Source organism: Dyella nitratireducens (genome assembly GCF_014642835.1).
In the GTDB taxonomy this organism is placed as follows: Bacteria; Pseudomonadota; Gammaproteobacteria; order Xanthomonadales; family Rhodanobacteraceae; genus Dyella_B; species Dyella_B nitratireducens.
In genome coordinates this window covers 806,867-823,816 of record NZ_BMJA01000002.1, presented here as the reverse complement: position 1 = coordinate 823,816, position 16,950 = coordinate 806,867, and the positions used below count along the sequence as shown (strand labels likewise).

The 16,950-nt window shown below is 60.4% G+C and carries 9 protein-coding genes; 3 read left to right on the top strand and 6 right to left on the bottom strand.

Annotated elements, in window-relative coordinates; genetic code table 11:
* Nucleotides 1–224: 224 nt before the first annotated feature.
* Nucleotides 225–2,834 carry a hybrid sensor histidine kinase/response regulator gene (locus tag IEX75_RS14590; RefSeq protein ID WP_188795017.1) on the top strand — a complete coding sequence of 870 codons (2,610 nt, stop codon included), beginning with the start codon at nucleotides 225–227 and terminating at the stop codon, nucleotides 2,832–2,834.
* Between the two features lie 66 nt (nucleotides 2,835–2,900).
* On the opposite strand, the gene IEX75_RS14585 is transcribed toward IEX75_RS14590, so the two are convergent.
* The 5 genes from IEX75_RS14585 to IEX75_RS14565 form a co-directional block, all read right to left on the bottom strand.
* Nucleotides 2,901–3,563 carry a response regulator gene (locus tag IEX75_RS14585; RefSeq protein ID WP_188795016.1) on the bottom strand — a complete coding sequence of 221 codons (663 nt, stop codon included), beginning with the start codon at nucleotides 3,561–3,563 and terminating at the stop codon, nucleotides 2,901–2,903.
* An 82-nt stretch (nucleotides 3,564–3,645) separates the two neighbouring features.
* A complete protein-coding gene (locus IEX75_RS14580) occupies nucleotides 3,646–6,168 on the bottom strand; it encodes a glycoside hydrolase family 3 C-terminal domain-containing protein (protein WP_188795015.1) in 2,523 nt (840 codons plus the stop codon).
* A 109-nt stretch (nucleotides 6,169–6,277) separates the two neighbouring features.
* Nucleotides 6,278–7,915, bottom strand: a complete 1,638-nt coding sequence (locus IEX75_RS14575; RefSeq protein ID WP_229720837.1) for a DUF5597 domain-containing protein — start codon at nucleotides 7,913–7,915, stop codon at nucleotides 6,278–6,280.
* Between the two features lie 150 nt (nucleotides 7,916–8,065).
* Entirely contained in the window at nucleotides 8,066–10,294 is a 2,229-nt protein-coding gene (locus IEX75_RS14570; protein WP_229720836.1) for a WD40/YVTN/BNR-like repeat-containing protein, read from the bottom strand.
* A gap of 224 nt (nucleotides 10,295–10,518) precedes the next feature.
* Nucleotides 10,519–13,458, bottom strand: a complete 2,940-nt coding sequence (locus IEX75_RS14565) for a TonB-dependent receptor (RefSeq protein ID WP_423373292.1) — start codon at nucleotides 13,456–13,458, stop codon at nucleotides 10,519–10,521.
* A gap of 905 nt (nucleotides 13,459–14,363) precedes the next feature.
* On the opposite strand from IEX75_RS14565, the gene IEX75_RS14560 reads away from it, so the two are divergent.
* Both IEX75_RS14560 and IEX75_RS14555 read left to right on the top strand, forming a co-directional pair.
* Nucleotides 14,364–15,698, top strand: coding sequence for a sensor histidine kinase (locus IEX75_RS14560; protein ID WP_188795014.1), 1,335 nt, complete (start codon nucleotides 14,364–14,366; stop codon nucleotides 15,696–15,698).
* A 162-nt stretch (nucleotides 15,699–15,860) separates the two neighbouring features.
* Nucleotides 15,861–16,253: a response regulator gene (locus tag IEX75_RS14555; RefSeq protein WP_188795013.1), complete on the top strand. Its 393-nt coding sequence runs from the start codon at nucleotides 15,861–15,863 to the stop codon at nucleotides 16,251–16,253.
* A 140-nt stretch (nucleotides 16,254–16,393) separates the two neighbouring features.
* On the opposite strand, the gene IEX75_RS14550 is transcribed toward IEX75_RS14555, so the two are convergent.
* Nucleotides 16,394–16,606 carry a hypothetical protein gene (locus tag IEX75_RS14550; protein ID WP_188795012.1) on the bottom strand — a complete coding sequence of 71 codons (213 nt, stop codon included), beginning with the start codon at nucleotides 16,604–16,606 and terminating at the stop codon, nucleotides 16,394–16,396.
* Nucleotides 16,607–16,950: the final 344 nt, after the last annotated feature.

Genomic DNA, 16,950 nt, shown 5'->3' with positions numbered 1-16,950 from the left:
CCCGGGGAACAGCATGCCGCTGGCTGACGCTGTGTTGAATAACACCATGAGGTTAGTACTTTGCGACTAGTACTTTCTGGCTAGCGGAGAACTCGTCGCCCTGACAAAAGCCTGGGCAACGATCAAAGGGCAACATGGGTCGTGGCACCCAACATGCTCGCACTGACGCTGTTGGGTTACGCTGCGCTAACCCAACCTACGATTGCTGGCACAACTGCGCGCGCATGCCAACGCCCCATCCCAAAACGCTGAAAACCTTGCTGCTGATGGCCGTGATTGCCGCCATCGGCACCAGCACCTGGGCTGTTGCTTGGTACGCAAAACAACACGCCCTGGCACAACTCTCCGAGCAGGCACTAAATCAGCTGCAAATTCGCGCCCTCGCCTTGCAGCGCCTGGTGGACCGCTATCGCGTATTGCCAACCGTATTGGCACTCGATCCGGAATTGCGCGACGCCGTGTCGGAGCCGGCCTCCATCCATGTCGATGCACTCAATCGCAAACTGACGGTTGCGAACGGTGCCACGCACGTCTCCACGCTCACCTTGATCAATCGCCACGGTGTGGCCATCGCGGCCAGCAACTGGAACGAGCCGTCCAGCAACGTGGGGCTCGATTACGCCTTTCGCCCCTACTTCCAGCAAGCGATGCAGCATGACGTCGGCAAGTTCTACGGCATCGGCATTTCCACCAATCTTCCTGGTTATTTCATCTCCGAGGCGCTGCATGACGATCAAGGCCAGCGCATTGGTGTGATCGTGATCAAGATTCCGCTCGACACGCTCGAAAAGGAATGGGTGAGCAGCGGTGACACCGTGCTGTTGAGCGATGCGAATGACGTGGTGTTTCTCAGCAATCAGCCGGCCTGGATCTACCGGCCGCTGACGTCGCTTGGCCCCAGCGTCGAATCCACGCTCGCACGCACCCGCCAATACGGCAACAGCCTGTTGCCACCCGCATCGCTGCGCACCTTGTCCGCGCTTGCCTCAGGCGGGCACCTGGTGCATGTCGACCAGCCCGGCCTCTCGCATGATGTCGTCTGGCAATCCATCTCGCTGCCCTCGCAGCAATGGACTTTGCATCTGCTGTGTGATGCGTATCCTGCCACCCTCGCCGCCTACCGTGCCGCGATCCTCGCGCTGAGCATCTGGCTGGTGGCGATTCTGCTTGCGCTGTTCCTGCAGCAGCGCGTGCGCGCTGCACAGCTGCATCAACGTAGCCGTCGCGACCTGGAGCGATTGATTTCGCATTACGCCAGCGCACTGCGTTCGGAGGAAGACAGCCTGGTGCATGCCGCGCTGCAAGCCATGGCCGGCCATCCTGAGATGCTCGAACGCCTGCCACAAGGGGTCAGCGTGATCGATACCCAGCTGCGCCTGATCGCATGGAATGCGCGGTATGCCGAGCTGTTCGGCTATCCGGATTCGTTGCTTAAAGCAGGTCAGCCGGTCGAAGAGCTGTTCCGCTACAACGCCAAGCGCGGCTTGCTTGGCCCTGGCGATATTGACGATGCCATCCAGCGCCGCTTGAACTACCTGCGCCAAGGCAGCCCGCATATGGTCGAACGCGAACGTCCCGATGGCGTGCTGCTTGAAATACGCGGCCGCCCGCTGCCGGGTGGCGGCTTCGTCACCAGCTATGCCGATATCGCTTTATATAAGGAAGCCGCGCGCGAATTACGTACCTTGACCCATACGCTCGAACACCGCATCGAAACAAGCACACAGGATCTGCGCGCCGCCAAGGCAGAAGCAGAACGTGCCAATCGCAACAAGACGCGCTACGTCGCCGCCGCCGTGCATGATCTGCTACAACCGTTGAATGCTGCGCGGTTGTTTGCTGGCTCCCTGAAGCAATCCGACGCGACGGATGCCGGTGTCGTGGAAAGAATCGAGCGTTCGCTGCAAGCACTGGATAGCCAGCTCACCAGCATGCTCGACCTGGCACGGCTGGATGCAGGGGCCATCACGCCGGAACTGAAGGTATTCGCGTTGTCACCTCTACTGCAGGAGCTGGCCGGCCAGTTCGGCATCATGGCGCAGGCGAAAGGCTTGCAGCTTTCCTTCGTCAACACGTCGGCTTGGGTGCGCAGCAACCCTGCCCTGCTACAGCGAGCGGTGCAGAATTTTCTTTCCAATGCGCTGCACTACACGCCGCAAGGACGCATCCTGCTCGGCTGCCGCCGCATCGGACAAGCGATACGCATCGAGGTATGGGACACCGGCATCGGCATACCGGAGGATCGGCTCGACATTATTTTCCAGGAGTTTCGGCGGCTGGATACGGCCGTGGATGCGGATGAACGCAGTGCCGGGCTTGGTCTTTCCATTGTCGAACGCATTGCTCATTTGCTCGATCACCCGTTGCTCGTCCGCTCATCGCCTGGCAGAGGCAGCGTTTTCGGCATTACGGTGGCCTTGGCACAGCCGCCGCAACATGCCGCTCAAATGCGTGACGATGACAGTAGCGATTCGTTGCTGAAAAACCGCACTATCTGGCTGGTCCAGGAGAATGCCCACTTGCGGCAGAAAACAGCGACGATGCTGCAAGCGTGGGGTTGCCAGGTATTCGAATGGGCCAGGGCCGATGAAGCCATCACCGCGACATCATCGCCGGCACCCGATTTGATACTGGTGGATGGGCAGTGGGAGCCGATCCTGGCGCTGATGAAGCTCGCCAGCTCGGGCCGGCAAACGCCGATCGTTGCGTTTCTTGGCAAGGAGGAAGCCAGTTTGCGCGATGTATTGCGGCAAGCTGGTGTGCACACCACAAACCTGCCGCTGTCGCCGGCGAGATTGCGGGCGATGATGATGCAGTTGTTGCTTGGATCGTAGGTTGGGGTGCAAACCCCAACATTGCGCCCCTGATCAACAGGATGATGTTGGGGTTTACACCCCAACCTACGCAGGAAGCGCTCCGTCGTCACCCTCTTCCACATCCAACGATTTGACAAGCACCGCCGCCTGCGTACGCGAGCGGCAATCCAGCTTGGACAACACCGCCGTCACGTGAATTTTCACGGTGTTTTCCGCCAATCCAAGCCGGTCGGCAATCTGCTTGTTGAGCAGGCCTTCCGCCATCAGCATCAACACCCGGAATTGTTGCGGCGTCAATTGTGCAAAGCGCGCGGCGAGCGCCGCATCCTGCTCGCTGCGTTCGGCACGCGTGGATTCGAACCACAGACCGCCATCCAGCACTTGCTGCACAGCCTGGTTCAAATCCTCCGCCGGCGCAGCCTTGGGCACGAAACCCGCCGCGCCGAACTGCTGCGCACGGCGCACGGTGCGCGGACGATCGTCGGACGAGATCACGATCACCGGCACGTCGGACCGCTCGGCACGCAGCCATAGCAGCGACGAGAAACCGATGGCGCCCGGCATCGTCAGGTCGAGCAGTACCAAGTCGATGTCAGGGGTCGCGGCAAGGCACGCTTCGAGCGTGCTTTGGCTGGAGGCTTCCAGCACCACGCACCCGTGGATTACTGCATGCAATGCGTGCACGACCGCCGAGCGAAACATCGGGTGGTCGTCAGCGACCAGAATGGTGACGGGATTGTCGCTCATCTGTCTGCACTGATTGGGTTAGCGCAGCGTAACCCAACCGTGCCGCCTCGGCCATGTTGGGGTTTGCACCCCAACCTACGAACTAATGCTTCAACGTCAGTGACGCTGCCAAGGGCGTGTTATTGGACGCATCACCTACATACACCTTGAACAAGCCCGGATCGACCTGCCAGTCGTGATGCGTGACGTCGTAATACGCGAACGCACGCCGATCGAGCTGCAACGTGACATGTTGTGTCTGGCCAGGCTTCAAGCGCACTTTGCGGAACGCCTTCAGCTCACGCGCCGGACGCGCCACCTTGGCGGATGGATCACCCACATACACCTGCGCCACTTCCGCGCCGTCACGCTCGCCGGTATTGGTCACGTCAAACGACACCTCCACCTGGTCCGGCGCCACCGTCTTCGTCGCGAGATTCGCAAAACGGAAGCTGGTGTACGACAAGCCATAGCCGAACGGAAACAGCGGCTGTGCTTTGTCAGGATGGCTGGTGTACCAGCGATAGCCGAGGAACACGCCTTCGCCATACGTCACCGACGGATTCGTGCCGGCAGGATGCGACGGTGCGTCGTACCAGTCGTGCGTGGGGTTGTCGGCCCATTGCCGTTCGAAGCTGATCGGCAGCTTGCCTTCCGGCGAATGCTCACCGAACAACACCTGCGCTATCGCCGTACCGCCCTCCTGCCCCGGATACCAGTTCTGCAGCAGCGCCGGCACCTTGTCGAGCCAACCATCCGTGGCATAACCGCCGCCGGAGGTCACCGTTACTACCGTCCTGGGGTTGATCGCCGCCATCGCCTCGATCAACGCCTCCTGCCCCCATGGCAACTGGAAGGTGCGATCGTAGGCTTCACTTTCGGAGGTAGGATCGAAACCGACCGCCACCACCGCCGCATCGGCCATCTTGGCGATCTTCTTCGTATCCGCGGAAATCAGGTCATCGATGGCGATTACACCGAAACCCATACGGCTGTAATCGACGTCGGGCTTGTAGTCCAAGCGAATCGACACCGGCTGGTTCGCATGCAGGCTCAGCGTGGCGTATAGCGGCGCCTGCCCTTCGCGATGCGGCTGCATGATCACCGGCTTGCCGTCCACGTACAGCGTGTAAGTATCTTCGCTGGCGGCCGCCGTCAGAAACATGTATTGGCCATCATGCGTTGGCATGAAGCGGCCGGTCCAGCGAATGCTTTGGCGCTGCGTGGCAGGTGTGGTCCACAGTTCTGGTTTCCATAGATCCACTTGCGGATCCACCGCGCTGTTGCTGGGCTTGCCCTGGAACGCATCGTTGGCAAACGTTTCCTTGAGCAATCCGGGCTTGCCGTCCGGTGTGCTGAAGGTGGATTTCTTGAACACTTCCATCGCCGACGGCAAGCCGCGGCTGTACAGCACGTTCACCTTGTCGCCCACCCGATGTGTGATGCCGGTGAGCACGCTTTGCGCCTGGAAGGTGTCGATATGCGAACTGCCACCCGCACTGCTGATCGCCGGGTCGGCATCGGGGCCGATCACCGCGAGCGTCTTGACGCTCGCATCGAACGGCAATACGTGGTGATCGTTCTTCAGCAGCACCAGGCCTTCGAGTGCATTCGTCAACGCCACCTGGTCGTTCTGCAGGCTGTATAGCGGCAACGACAGATCCTTTTGCGACCGGTCGAGAAAGCCGAAGCGCAAGGCCGTGCGCAGGATGCGACGCACCTTATCGTCCAGCATTGCTTGCGAAAGCTTGCCGCTGCGCAGGTTGTCCAGGATCAGCTCGGGCTTCATGGCATCCGGGGCTGGCATTTCAAGATCGAGGCCAGCGTTGAAGGCTTTCAGGCCATCGTGCGTCGCGCCCCAGTCGGACATGAAGATGCCGTTGAAACCCCAATCCTTCTTGAGAATGCCGTCGCTGATCGCGCGGTTCTCCGCGAGATAATCGCCATTGACCAGGTTGTAGCTGCTCATGACGGCGCCGACGTGGCCTTGCTTCACCGCCATTTCGAATGCCGGCAAATAGATTTCGCGCAAGGTGCGTTCGTCGATGTGCGTGTCGAGATGGCGGCGATCGTATTCGGAATTGTTGGCGGCGAAGTGTTTCACCGTCGCTACCACGCCCTGGCTTTGCACGCCTTCGATCAGGCCGACCGCCATGTTGCCGGCCAGCAGCGGATCCTCGCCGAAGTACTCCATGTTGCGGCCGTTCTGCGGCGCGCGATACATGTTCACGCCGGGACCGAGCAGGAAGTTGACGCCGCGCGCGCGCGCATCACGCCCCATCGCTGCGCCGACATCCTTGGCCAGTGCCGGGTCCCACGATGCCGCCAGACCGATGCCGGCCATGTAGGCCGTGGACGGGCCGGGCGCACGCACACCATAAGGTCCATCGGACATGGTCATCGCCGGCAAGCCGATGTTCGGTTCGGCATGCGTGAAGAAGTTGTCCACGCCGCCGAGCAGTTCCACTTTTTGTTCCAGTGTGAGCTTGGCGAGCATGGTGTCGACGCGCTGCTCGACGGCGGGGTCGTCCGGAGCAGGAGTGGTGTTATCAGCGTAGGCGGTGGAATACACGCCGAGAGCAACGCAGAGCGACAAGGCGAGTTGTTTCAGAATCCGGTGTTGCATGTAGCAAAGTTTCCTTAAGTTCTATCGCGATGCCTCGCTCCTCTTTGCCGTCATTCCCGCTTTCACGGGAATGACGGCATGGAAGACATGCAGCCCACGGGTGTTTTGATCAATATGTCGCCAACTTCACATGCAACACCTGCGGCCGATCCGTGAAGTTGAGCCCCCAATCCGTCTCATCGCCATTCCACAACCGCATGAAGTTCCAACGTCCCTGGCTGTCGTACGTCCCTTCTTCCACGCGCTCCATCATGAAGTGCTCGTGTTCCCTGCCCTTGCCGGGCATGAAATCCACGCGTGCGAAATAGCCGGTGACGAGATAGTCGTCCTTGCCGAGCTGCGCAATCAGCACGCCACCCTTCGGCGGTGAATTGCCCGGCGGTGTACCGTTGCCAAACTGCGACAGGCCATACGACACGCTGACGCGCCAATCGCCCATATCCACCACTTGGCTGTGCTCGTGCTCCGGCTCGGAGACACCCCACACCTTGCCGGCAAGACTCAGCGTGGCAATCAATTCGCCCATCGGCCGCAACAGGCGGTTGTTCATCGCAAACGGCTCGAAGGCCTCGTCGTCTGCCTTTTTCGAGCCCAGCGGCCAATTGACGTAACCGGTGTAGTCGATGCCGAACGGCGCAAAGCCCAAGCCTTGCTTGCCGAGCGTGGCGAAAATATAGCGTGCGTAAGCTTGATCGTTGCCGGTTTCGGCGACCATCAGCGGATTGTCCGGCCGCGCATAGCGATCGAGCACGGTGGTGTAGAACGCGTACTCGCGGTGATAGATATCCGGCCCCAGCACATCCAGCGCGGGTGCCGCTGCTTTCCAGATGAAGAGGACATTGTCAGTGGGACCGCCGGTGGAATAGCTGCCTGGCGGGCCGGGATGCAGCGGATCGCGCAGCGCTGCATTGGCATACATCGGCAAGGGATACACGGCCTTGCCGGCATCGGCGACCTGGCCGATGAAATGCGCAACTTCCCACGCGTAGAAATCTTCAGCCGCATCCTTGCCGAACACCTGCGTCCACGTGCCCGGTTTCTTGTTGGCCGCGTTCAGCAGTGCGGCAGGCACTTGGCCGGCAAAAGCCTGGTTGGCAGCGGGCGAGTAGTCGCGATCCGTACCGTAGCTGCCTGATTCGTTCTCCACCTGCACCATGATGGTGGTGTGCTGCGTACCGTCGACCTGGCGCAGATGCGTCATGAATTGCACGAAGGCCTTGCGGTCGGCATCCAGCGTGGCGGCGTTGAGCGGCGAGAGTGAACCAAGCTGCTTGCCGTCTTTGGCGATGACGCGCGGAAAACGCTTGTTGTCCAGCTTTACCCAGGAAGGTGCGTAAGCGGGGCCGTTGTTTTTCCAGGTACCGAACCACAGCAGCACCAGACGTACCTTGTGCTCGCGTGCCTGCGTGAGCAGCGTATCGAGAAAGCCGAAATCGAAATGCCCTTCGGTGGGTTCGATCTGTTCCCACGCGATCGGCACCATCACCGTGTTGGCTTGCACGTGGTCGATGGCCGGCCATACCTGATCCAGCATGGCGGGCCAATTGCTCGAGTTGTTCACCTGCGCGCCGAGCAGCAGGAAGGGCTTGCCGTCGACGATCAATGCATGACGGCCGTTTTCGGTGACGATGTGTGGGATGCCGTTCGGGGCTTCAGCGCCGGAGGACGGCAGGGAGAGGCCGAGGGCGAAGAGCGTGGCCAGAGCCATCCATGCGTACATCACTTGACGGCGTAAGGTGGTATGCATGTTGTGCTCCGAACTCGATGTCCACGTCGATGCTGTTTCAGGGCAAATCGTCATTCCGGCGGAGGCCGGAATGACGGTGAGGTACTACGAAACTTCCACGGGCAGCAGTGCTGCGAAAGCGGGAACGACGGCAAAAAGCAATCGATGCGCTCACGGCTGCTTCGCTTCCACCGGATCGCCATAAAACACGCCCCGCCCGCTCGTCGCGAAATACACCCGGCCAAACACGCGAGGATCACCTGTAACCAGCCGCTGGCCGCCGTAACGATGCGCATCATCATCGATACGCAACCAATGCGCGCCATCGTCGGTGGAACGATAAAGGCCATACACATCGCCCAGCTGCCCCGCGGCAAACACGGTAGGCGATGCACTGCCGGGTGCCGATTTGCCGAAACCGAAATCATGCACGTCGGCCAGCTCACCCAGCTTCGCCAACGCACTGCCATCATCGTGTGCACGTAGCAGGCCTATGCCTTGTCCGCCGACGTAAACCACGCCGGCAGCATCAGGCGCCGCGCGCATCCACGCGACATAGCCGTGTTTCACCCGATCGCCCAATGCACCGCCGATCACCTGGAAATGTGTGCCGCCATCACGGCTCACCAGCACTTGCTTCGCGTGTCCGTCGTACGCATAGAAACGCTGCGCATCGACACGATCGCTCAGCACGCGCGCCCGCGGCGGCAGACCATTCACGGTCAACCAATGCTTGCCGAAATCATGCGTGAGATACGCGTGCGCAGCATCGCGCGGCAACCACAGTACGGCCGAGCCATCGGCCGCCACGGCGATGGTGCCTGCGCCCTCTCCCGATGGTTCAGGCTCGCTGGCGAAAGCATGCCAATGCGCACCGCCGTCTTCCGAGTACGCAGCGCGGATCGCCGGATCGAACGGCTTGCGCAGGTAACCGCTGCGGACCATCAGCGCCGGTTTGCTTTGCGCAAAGTCGATGCTTTCGGTATTCGCATAACGCGGCGGCGCGGTGAATTGCAGCTGTGCGACGTCAAGATCGTCGTGCTTGTAGCCATCCAGGTCGCCGATCGCCGAGACCAGATGCGCGCCCTGCGGTGGGCTGATCAAATCCAGCGCCACGGTTTCTTCCAGGCCGCGATCCTGGAACTGCCAGTGCACGTCGCCGCCATGATCGGCACTGCGCATATCGGTAGACATCCACACGCCGTAACCCGTGACGAACCACACGCGGTCGGGATCATGCGGATCGATCGCAAGGGATGCCAGCCAATGCGGCGTGTGCTCGCGCACCCACACTGGATCACGGTAGTCGAATTGCGAATGCGCAAAGATTTCCTGCCAATGACGGCCGCCATCGGTGCTGCGGAACAGTTCGTCTTTGGGCGTGTAATGCGCGAAGGTCGCTGTCATCACCACGTTCGGGTTGCTGGGGTCGACGGTCACCGAACCCCAGCCGTAACCGCTCGGCGTACCGACCACGTGCGGCAGCGGCGTAATGTCGGTCCAGCGTTGCGCGGCAGGTTCGTATTTCCATACCGCACCGTCGTGCATGGTGTCGGGGCCAGGCTCATCGCCATAGCTCAGGTAATACGCGCCGTCGCTGGCGCGAACCATGTGGTTGGGCCGCAAGCCGACCGGTTGTCCGGATACGGGATGCCAGGTGCGTCCGCCATCGATGGAACGAAACAGGCTCGTTTCCTGGGTGGAAACGCCGGCATACAGCGCGCTGGTGGGCTTGCCAGGCGAACCGCTGGCCGGATCGAAAACCACAAACACGATGCCGATGGCTTGTCGCCGCCAGTTGCCCTTGGCGCTGGCCGATGGCGAGGTCGCCACGCTGGGAAAGGTTTCGACGCGCGTCCAGTGCGCGCCGTAGTCGTCGCTGCGCCACAAGCCTGCGTCGCGCGAACCAAGAAACAGAATGCGGTCGTCGTTCGGATCCACCACCAGACGTTCGCCGTCGCCGCGTCCCAGTTCATTGCCGCCCATCTTGAATGGCAGATCGGTACGCTGGAAATGCGCACCGCGGTCGGTTGAACGCAACACGGCGGCATTGCCCACACGCGGATCGTTATAGGTGCCGGATAACAGGTACACGCGATCGGCATCATGTGGATCGATGGCAAGACTGTCGATGCCGATCAAATTGTTGTCCGCCGCGCTGAGCCAATCGGTCAGCGGCGTCCAACGCATGGAAGATTGATCCCAGCGATACGCACCACCGACATCCGTACGTGCGTAGAGCAAGCCTTGCGCGTTGGGTTGGTAGACCAGACCGCTGACGAAACCACCGCCGCCGATGCGCACGCTGGTGAAGTGGTAGGGAACGGCGGTGGGTTGGCTGGCGTGTAAGTTGATGGCAACGAACAGTGAGCAAGCAGCAGCGCAAACGTGTCTGAACATTTGGAAGGAGCCTGTGCTGGCCTTGCCGTCCTGTCGGCAAGCATTCGTAGGTTGGGGTGCAAACCCCAACATGACCGTGTGCGTAGAGATGGCGATGTTGGGGTTTGCACCCCAACCTACGAGCCGTTGACGGAACGAGATAAGGGTTTGTCGCGAGATTCGCCCCTCACCCCAACCCTCTCCCCCGTTATGAAACGAGGGAGAGGGAGTGACACATCGCTTCATCAGAGCGTGACTCGCATCAGCAGCTCGTAGCGGCGGTCGGTGGTGAACCAGCCACGCGGGTACAGGTTGTAATCCACGATACCGTTGCCGTAGCTGGTCGGACCCATGATCGTCTTCACCGTCGAATTGGTGAGGTTGTTCATGGTCAAGCCAACCTGCACGTTCTTGTTGATCGTGTAGAACACCGAGGCGTCGAGCTGGCCATAGCTGTCCGACCACATCGGCAAGTGCGTGTTGGCGTCGCTGGTGCTGAGCAGGTAACGCGAACGCCAGCTGTAAGCCAAGCGTGCCTGCCAATTGCCGAGCTGGTAGATGCCGGCCACGTTGAAGCTGTTTCTGGACAGGCCGACCATCGGCAGTGGGAAGCCCGTGACCACGGCCCCGCCATACGGGCTGGTAGCCGTATTGATGCCGCCTTCGCTGTGCACATAGGTGTAGTTGGCTTGCGCGCCCAGGCCTTTCAGCGCGCCTGGTAGGAAATCGAAGAACTGGTTGTAGCCCACCTCGGCGCCGCGAACCATGCCGGTACCAATGTTGTACGGGCGTGTCACCGACCATTGCTGGTTGTTGTAGGTCTCCGTATAGGTTTCCTGGGCAATGTAGTTGCCGATGTCCTTGAAGAAGGCGGTGGTGTACAGCTCGCCGGTCGGTGAGAAGTACCACTCCAAGGCCGTGTCGTATTGCTTGGCGATCATCGGCTTCAGGTCGGGATTGCCGGCCGTGCCGTTCCATTGCGTGACAGCGGTCTTGTCCGTGTTGAGCGTCGCACCCAGCAAAAGGAACGGCTGCATCTGGGTGAAATCCGGACGCGTCATCCCCTTCGACGCCGCCAGTCGCCACTGCAGGTCATCCGTCAACTTGAAGCGCAGGTTGAAGCTGGGCAACACATTCTGGTAATGGCCGCTGCCGCTGAGCCCGAAATATTGGCCGGTGTATTCCGCCATCAGCGCTGGCGGAAGGTCGTTGCCGGACAGGTTCGGGTATTGGCCTTCGCCGTTGGTTCTTTCACTGGTGCGTACCAGGCGCACGCCAATGTTGCCGTCGACCGGGATACCCAGCGCATCATCGTTGCCGAAATACAGAATGCCGTAGGCGGCCTGCGTCTTCTCGCCCTGATTGTTGAGATCGCCAGGGGTGATCTGCACCGGCTTCCAACCGCCCGATGCTTCGATGGATTTCAGGATCGAGTAGGCCTGCGAGTAGTTGGTCGCCAGCGAACTGATGGGGAAGTACAGCGAAGGCACCGTGACCTGGCCGCGGTAGAAACCGCTGAACGAATACAGCGAAGCATAGTTGGGCAGGCTGCTGTTCATCGTCGCCAGGCCGCTCGGCGTATCGATCGTCGCCCACGGCTGGGTGATCGGACCCCAGTTGTAGCCGGTGCTCACATTGTCTTCGCTGCGGCTGGTGGCGCGCACGCCGAACTTCATGTACTGCAGCCACTTGCTGTCCTCGAAATCGTATTCGAGGTCGAGGCGAGCAGCGCGCTCCATGCCGTTTTCGTTCTCCTTGTGGTCCATGGCTGCGGACCAGAAGTAGTTAGCGGCGTTGTCGACATAGGTCGAGGGATTGATCGTCACCATGGGCAAGCCATGGCTGCCGTTGGTGCTGAGGAATACGCCCGGCAGATAGGTCTGGCTGAAGACGGTGAAATCGGTCTCGTTGCTGTAGGACTTCACCAGCTGCAGATCGCCGCTCAAGACCATGTGGTCGTTGATGTTGTACTTGAAGCCGTTCGACCAATCGGTGGTCGTCGTGCTCTGCACCTGATAGCGGGTATCGCCGTTGAAGGCCACGCCGTTCTGGCTGGCCGGGTAGTTGCCGCGCCAGGTATCGGAATTCAGGTAGCCGCTCTGGAAAATGCCCTGGCCGTTGTAATTGAAGTCGGTGCCGGAGGCCGGCGTGATATCAAAATTGCTGTCGGCAAAAATAGCGCCGTGCTCAAGCCAGCTCATGTCGTAGCTAGAGCGGACGAGCTGCGAGTAGAACTCCAGATTATTGGTCGGCCGCCATTGCAGCGCACCGGCGATACCCATGCGCCGGCGGTTGAAATCCAGCGTGCGCCAGTCCGCGCCGCCCGGTACGTACACCGTGCTCAAGCCACTGCCGGCGGTCGCCGCCGCGTCGGTGCGACGCGTGAAGGGCTCGAGCTGGATACCATCGGTCTGCTGCGACAGCTCGGAATAGGAAAGGTCGATCAAGGCGCCGAATTCACCAAGGCTCTCGGTCTTCCAGCGATTGCTGTAGAGGAACGATGCGGACGGCTTGCTCTTCTTGGAGATATCGCCTTCGTTGACGCCGGTGGAGAAACCGATCTGCTGTCCCGGTGCATCGAACGGCATGCGCGTGCGCAGGTTCACCGTGCCGCCGATACCGCCTTCGATGATTTCCGCGTTGGGGTTCTTGTAAACATCCACGCCGGCCATCAATTCGGCCGGGATGTCTTCAAAGCTCAGGCCGCGCCCGCTGTTGGCGGAAAAGGTGTCGCGCCCGTTCAGTTGGCTCGAAACCTGTGTCAGGCCGCGAATCATCACGCCGCTGCCCTCGCCGGCAGGATGGTCCGCATCGTTGGGCGAAACGAAACGATCGATGGTCACGCCGCTGATGCGCTGCAGGGTTTCCGTCACGCTGCGGTCGGGCAAGGCGTTGATGTCCACCGCGGTAACGGAGTCGACGATCTGGTCGGCGTTCTGCTTCAGCTGCTGCGCGGTTTCGAGGCTCGCGCGGATACCGGTGACAGTTACCGCGGCCAGCGCTTTGGCCTGTTCCTGTTTCTTGGCCTCGGTTCCGGTCTTGGTCTTGGTATTGACCGCACCCGTCTGCGCCGATGCGCTACCGGTGCCGGAAGCGGGTGCCGCATCCTGGGCATGCACGGAGACAGAGCCGTACGTGAACGCCAATCCCATTGCCACGGCCACCGCCAGCCGGGCGCTGGACATGGCCTTGTATCGCACAGGACGTTCGACGCCGTGCATTTCTGATGCTTGCACCTTACCGATCATGAGCTTTTGTTCTCCCCGCAGTTACCCGCGCCGGCAGGCCTTGGCCTATCGGCTGTTGTTGTCATTTCGGGCCATGGCCCGACAGATGCACCCAGCGGCAAATCCCCTAAACGTTAATGATCTGTCGCCGATGAGTGCGATATGGATGCTGCGGCTTGGTCTTTTGTCGGGCAATTACGAAATTGCAGGCGAGAGGTAATGTTTCTTCATTTGCGGTCGCGGCAATGGATCGATCCAAATCACGTTTTACCCTGCTTTTTTAGGGGTATTGATGGATCGCTGGAATCGGTGTTTACGACTTCCTGTTTCCTGCATTCAGACATCGTCATGCGGCATGTCGCGCGCTTCATCATTCAGGCGACGACACACAACTTGGCCGTAGCACGCGGGAATCCCGATCAATCTGTGCGGTAGGCACCTTCATGCTGTCAACGGCGAGTACGCACGCTTTCGTACCCGGCCGTGCAAACCGCGTGAACCGCAAAAACAGTGAAGCCTTCACTAACAGCGCGTGTGCATGGTGTTGAGACATGCCATGCCACAGTGCTCCCGTTCCAGGCATTGCGTGCGCAATGCTGGGGGTGAGTAGTCGATTTCTGCAACAAAGAAGAAGAACAAGAACAAACAAGAACGGCAAGCTTTGGTCTGAATGTATGGCACTGCGTCGGCGCCCTCTCTCAACTGTGCTGCAAAAAACGGTTCGCATGCTTTGTGAGCCGCCGCCAGTGCGCAAGCTTGCTGTGTCATCACAACACGATATCAAGCGATTCCTGCCGTTCGCCGCGTTGCGCGAGCGTTGGCACCTCGCTATGACATCGCTACGCCGAGGGGGATAAGACGCCATGCGGGAAAACCGCTTCGAGCGCGAAGTACGTGAACGCATGGGCCTGGTGCCGCATTTCTTCCAAACCGCCTCCGAAGCTCCTGGCCTGGCCGAACAGCTATGGGCACAGGCCAAGTCGGCGTATATGGACAATCCACTGCCGTCGCTGTTCAAGGAGCGGTTGTTCGTGCATTTGTCGCGCTTTTGCGAGGTGCGCTACTGCATCGTCCGCCACACGGGCTTTCTGCTCGGCAAGGGCTATCCCGCCGGCGATGCCAAGGCTGCGACGGAGACCATCGAGCAGGTACTGCAATGGCTGAGCCGTCCCGTGCCCCATGCCATGCGCCTGGAAGCCGCCATCACGCAGCTGGAAGGGTACGCCGAACCCAGGGACATGCCTGCTCCGCACACCAGGGGCGAAGAAGACCTGCTCGATGCGCTGACCGTCATGTTCGTCGTGCCCGCACGCTCGGCGCAGGCACGCGTCGCCGTGAAGCATGCCGTGGGCGGCAAAAACCTGGAGTACCTGCTGGCTTTTCTGGCCTTTGTACGCACGGCCCACTACTGGACGCAAACGCATCCGGACCTGGAATACGAGTCGGACATGATCATGCTGATGGCGCAGCACCCGGAGCTTGCACGGCGTTTGCTGGATACCGCCGACGCTGAATGGGTGAACGCAGGGGATGCGCTGCGCGAGGCGCTTACCGGCCAGCTTCACGTGCTCAATACCGAATTGCAGCATCGCACACGCAATCTGCTCAGCGTGATCCGTGTGCTGTTCGATCGCACGCTGGCCAAGCACAGTACGCTGGAAGGCTTCGCTGAGGTGTTCACGGCACGGCTGGATGCGATCAGCCGCGTACAGGTCTATCTGTCACGGCTGGAGCAAGGCGAAAAGGTTACGTTCGACGGCTTGCTGCAAAACGAACTTGCGGCGCATGCGGTAACGCTGCAACAGATCACGCTGGATGGCCCGACCGGTGTACGCCTGCGTTCGTCCGCTCTGCAGACGTTTGCCCTGGCCCTGCACGAGCTGGTCGTGAATGCCGTGAAGTACGGCGCGCTCGCCCACCCTGCTGCGCATCTTTCGGTGCGATGGGAAGTGGAGCATCCCCAAGGAGAGCCACCGATGTTGCACGTGTATTGGCAGGAAACCGGCGTACCCAATGTGCAGCTTGATGATTCCGCGCCGCCAGGCTACGGGCGTGAATTGATCGAGCGGGCGTTGCCGTATCAGTTGAAGGCGAAGACGCGTTATGAGTTGTTGCCGGACGGTGCGCGGTGCTTGATGTCGGTGCCCGTGCTGAGTGAAGGCAGCGCTCCTTTTTCCTCGGGAGAGGAACTCAAGTAAACCTCATTCACCTCTGCAACAGAGGAGTGGGTCTCCATGTGCATGAGGCCGAATGCATCATCCATCAACATGCCACCAGCATCGCGACATATCTTTCCACTGCCATACACGCTGCCTAAGCGAAGCGGCATGTAAATAGAACATTTAGCCGCAAGGTGGCATATGGCTTCCTATCAGCTGAGTGGCAAGCGGGTTCTGATGGTGGAAGACGAATATCTGATCGCCGATGCGCTGTGCTCCGCCTTCGAAATGGAAGACGTACGCGTGGTGGGACCGTTCCCGAACGTCGCCAGCGCGATGCAAGCCCTGGACGCAGGAGCGAAGGCAGACGTAGCCGTACTCGACGTGAACTTGAACGGCGAACGCGTCTTTCCGCTGGCCGACCGGCTGATGGCCGACAACGTGCCGATCGTGCTCACCACCGGCTACGACGGCGACGCCATTCCGCGCGACTACGCCCATCTGGAACGCTTGCAGAAACCGGTGCATCTGAACGAGCTGTTCGGCTGCCTCAATGGCCTGCTTGCCCGCTCCACCTCATTGTCATCCCACTGATTTTTGCGGCCATTCCCTAGGCCCCACCGCAGGCGCCCCCGGATATGGACGCCTGCGGCATCGTTGGTGCGATCAGCCGTAAGATGTCTTCGCCGCGGGTGACCATTGTTCCCCGCACCGAACTCATCACCTCGAACCAATCACCGCGTTGAGCGGACCGGGTGAAGGTGCGGCGGCAGTGGTATGCGCGCCACATTACTCAACGGCAAGGTCACGCTGCCTTCACGATGCATCGCCTGGATTTCCAGCAGTAGCTTGGCGTTGCGCTCGATCAGCCGGTGATTCTGCGCCAGCAGCTGTCCGCAAAGACGCTCCAAGTGCTGCAGGCGCTGTTCGGAAGAAATCGATGTCATGACTTGGCTGCACCTCCACCGCTTGATAGCAGGGACTATCCCTCTTTTAAAGTGAAGCTATCGTCTGTATTGAGTGCGGCAAAATCCCTTTTCCAAGGCATCCAGGATCAGCGACAACGCATCGTCGCAGCCAAGTTCCTTCGCCAGTGCATCACACCACCTTTGTAACGCACTGCCATTGCGAAAAAGCCGGTCTTGCTTCAACGTCATTCCGGCGAAGGTCCACTGCTGTCCGGGGAAGTTTTTAGCTTGCCGGATCGGCCCCCTCCCCTACGTGTAGTAGGGGAGGGTTGGGGTGGGGTGAAGCAACCTCGCCAGAGATTCCATCATGTTTCTTATCCATG

Excerpts from the sequence above, each read along its gene's own strand:
- IEX75_RS14590 (WP_188795017.1), top strand. The coding sequence starts at position 225 with ATGCCAACGCCCCATCCCAAAACGCTGAAAACCTTGCTGCTGATGGCC.
- IEX75_RS14585 (WP_188795016.1), bottom strand. The coding sequence starts at position 3,563 with ATGAGCGACAATCCCGTCACCATTCTGGTCGCTGACGACCACCCGATG.
- IEX75_RS14580 (WP_188795015.1), bottom strand. The coding sequence starts at position 6,168 with ATGCAACACCGGATTCTGAAACAACTCGCCTTGTCGCTCTGCGTTGCT.
- IEX75_RS14575 (WP_229720837.1), bottom strand. The coding sequence starts at position 7,915 with ATGCATACCACCTTACGCCGTCAAGTGATGTACGCATGGATGGCTCTG.
- IEX75_RS14570 (WP_229720836.1), bottom strand. The coding sequence starts at position 10,294 with ATGTTCAGACACGTTTGCGCTGCTGCTTGCTCACTGTTCGTTGCCATC.
- IEX75_RS14565 (WP_423373292.1), bottom strand. The coding sequence starts at position 13,458 with ATGTCCAGCGCCCGGCTGGCGGTGGCCGTGGCAATGGGATTGGCGTTC.
- IEX75_RS14560 (WP_188795014.1), top strand. The coding sequence starts at position 14,364 with ATGCGGGAAAACCGCTTCGAGCGCGAAGTACGTGAACGCATGGGCCTG.
- IEX75_RS14555 (WP_188795013.1), top strand. The coding sequence starts at position 15,861 with ATGGCTTCCTATCAGCTGAGTGGCAAGCGGGTTCTGATGGTGGAAGAC.
- IEX75_RS14550 (WP_188795012.1), bottom strand. The coding sequence starts at position 16,606 with ATGACATCGATTTCTTCCGAACAGCGCCTGCAGCACTTGGAGCGTCTT.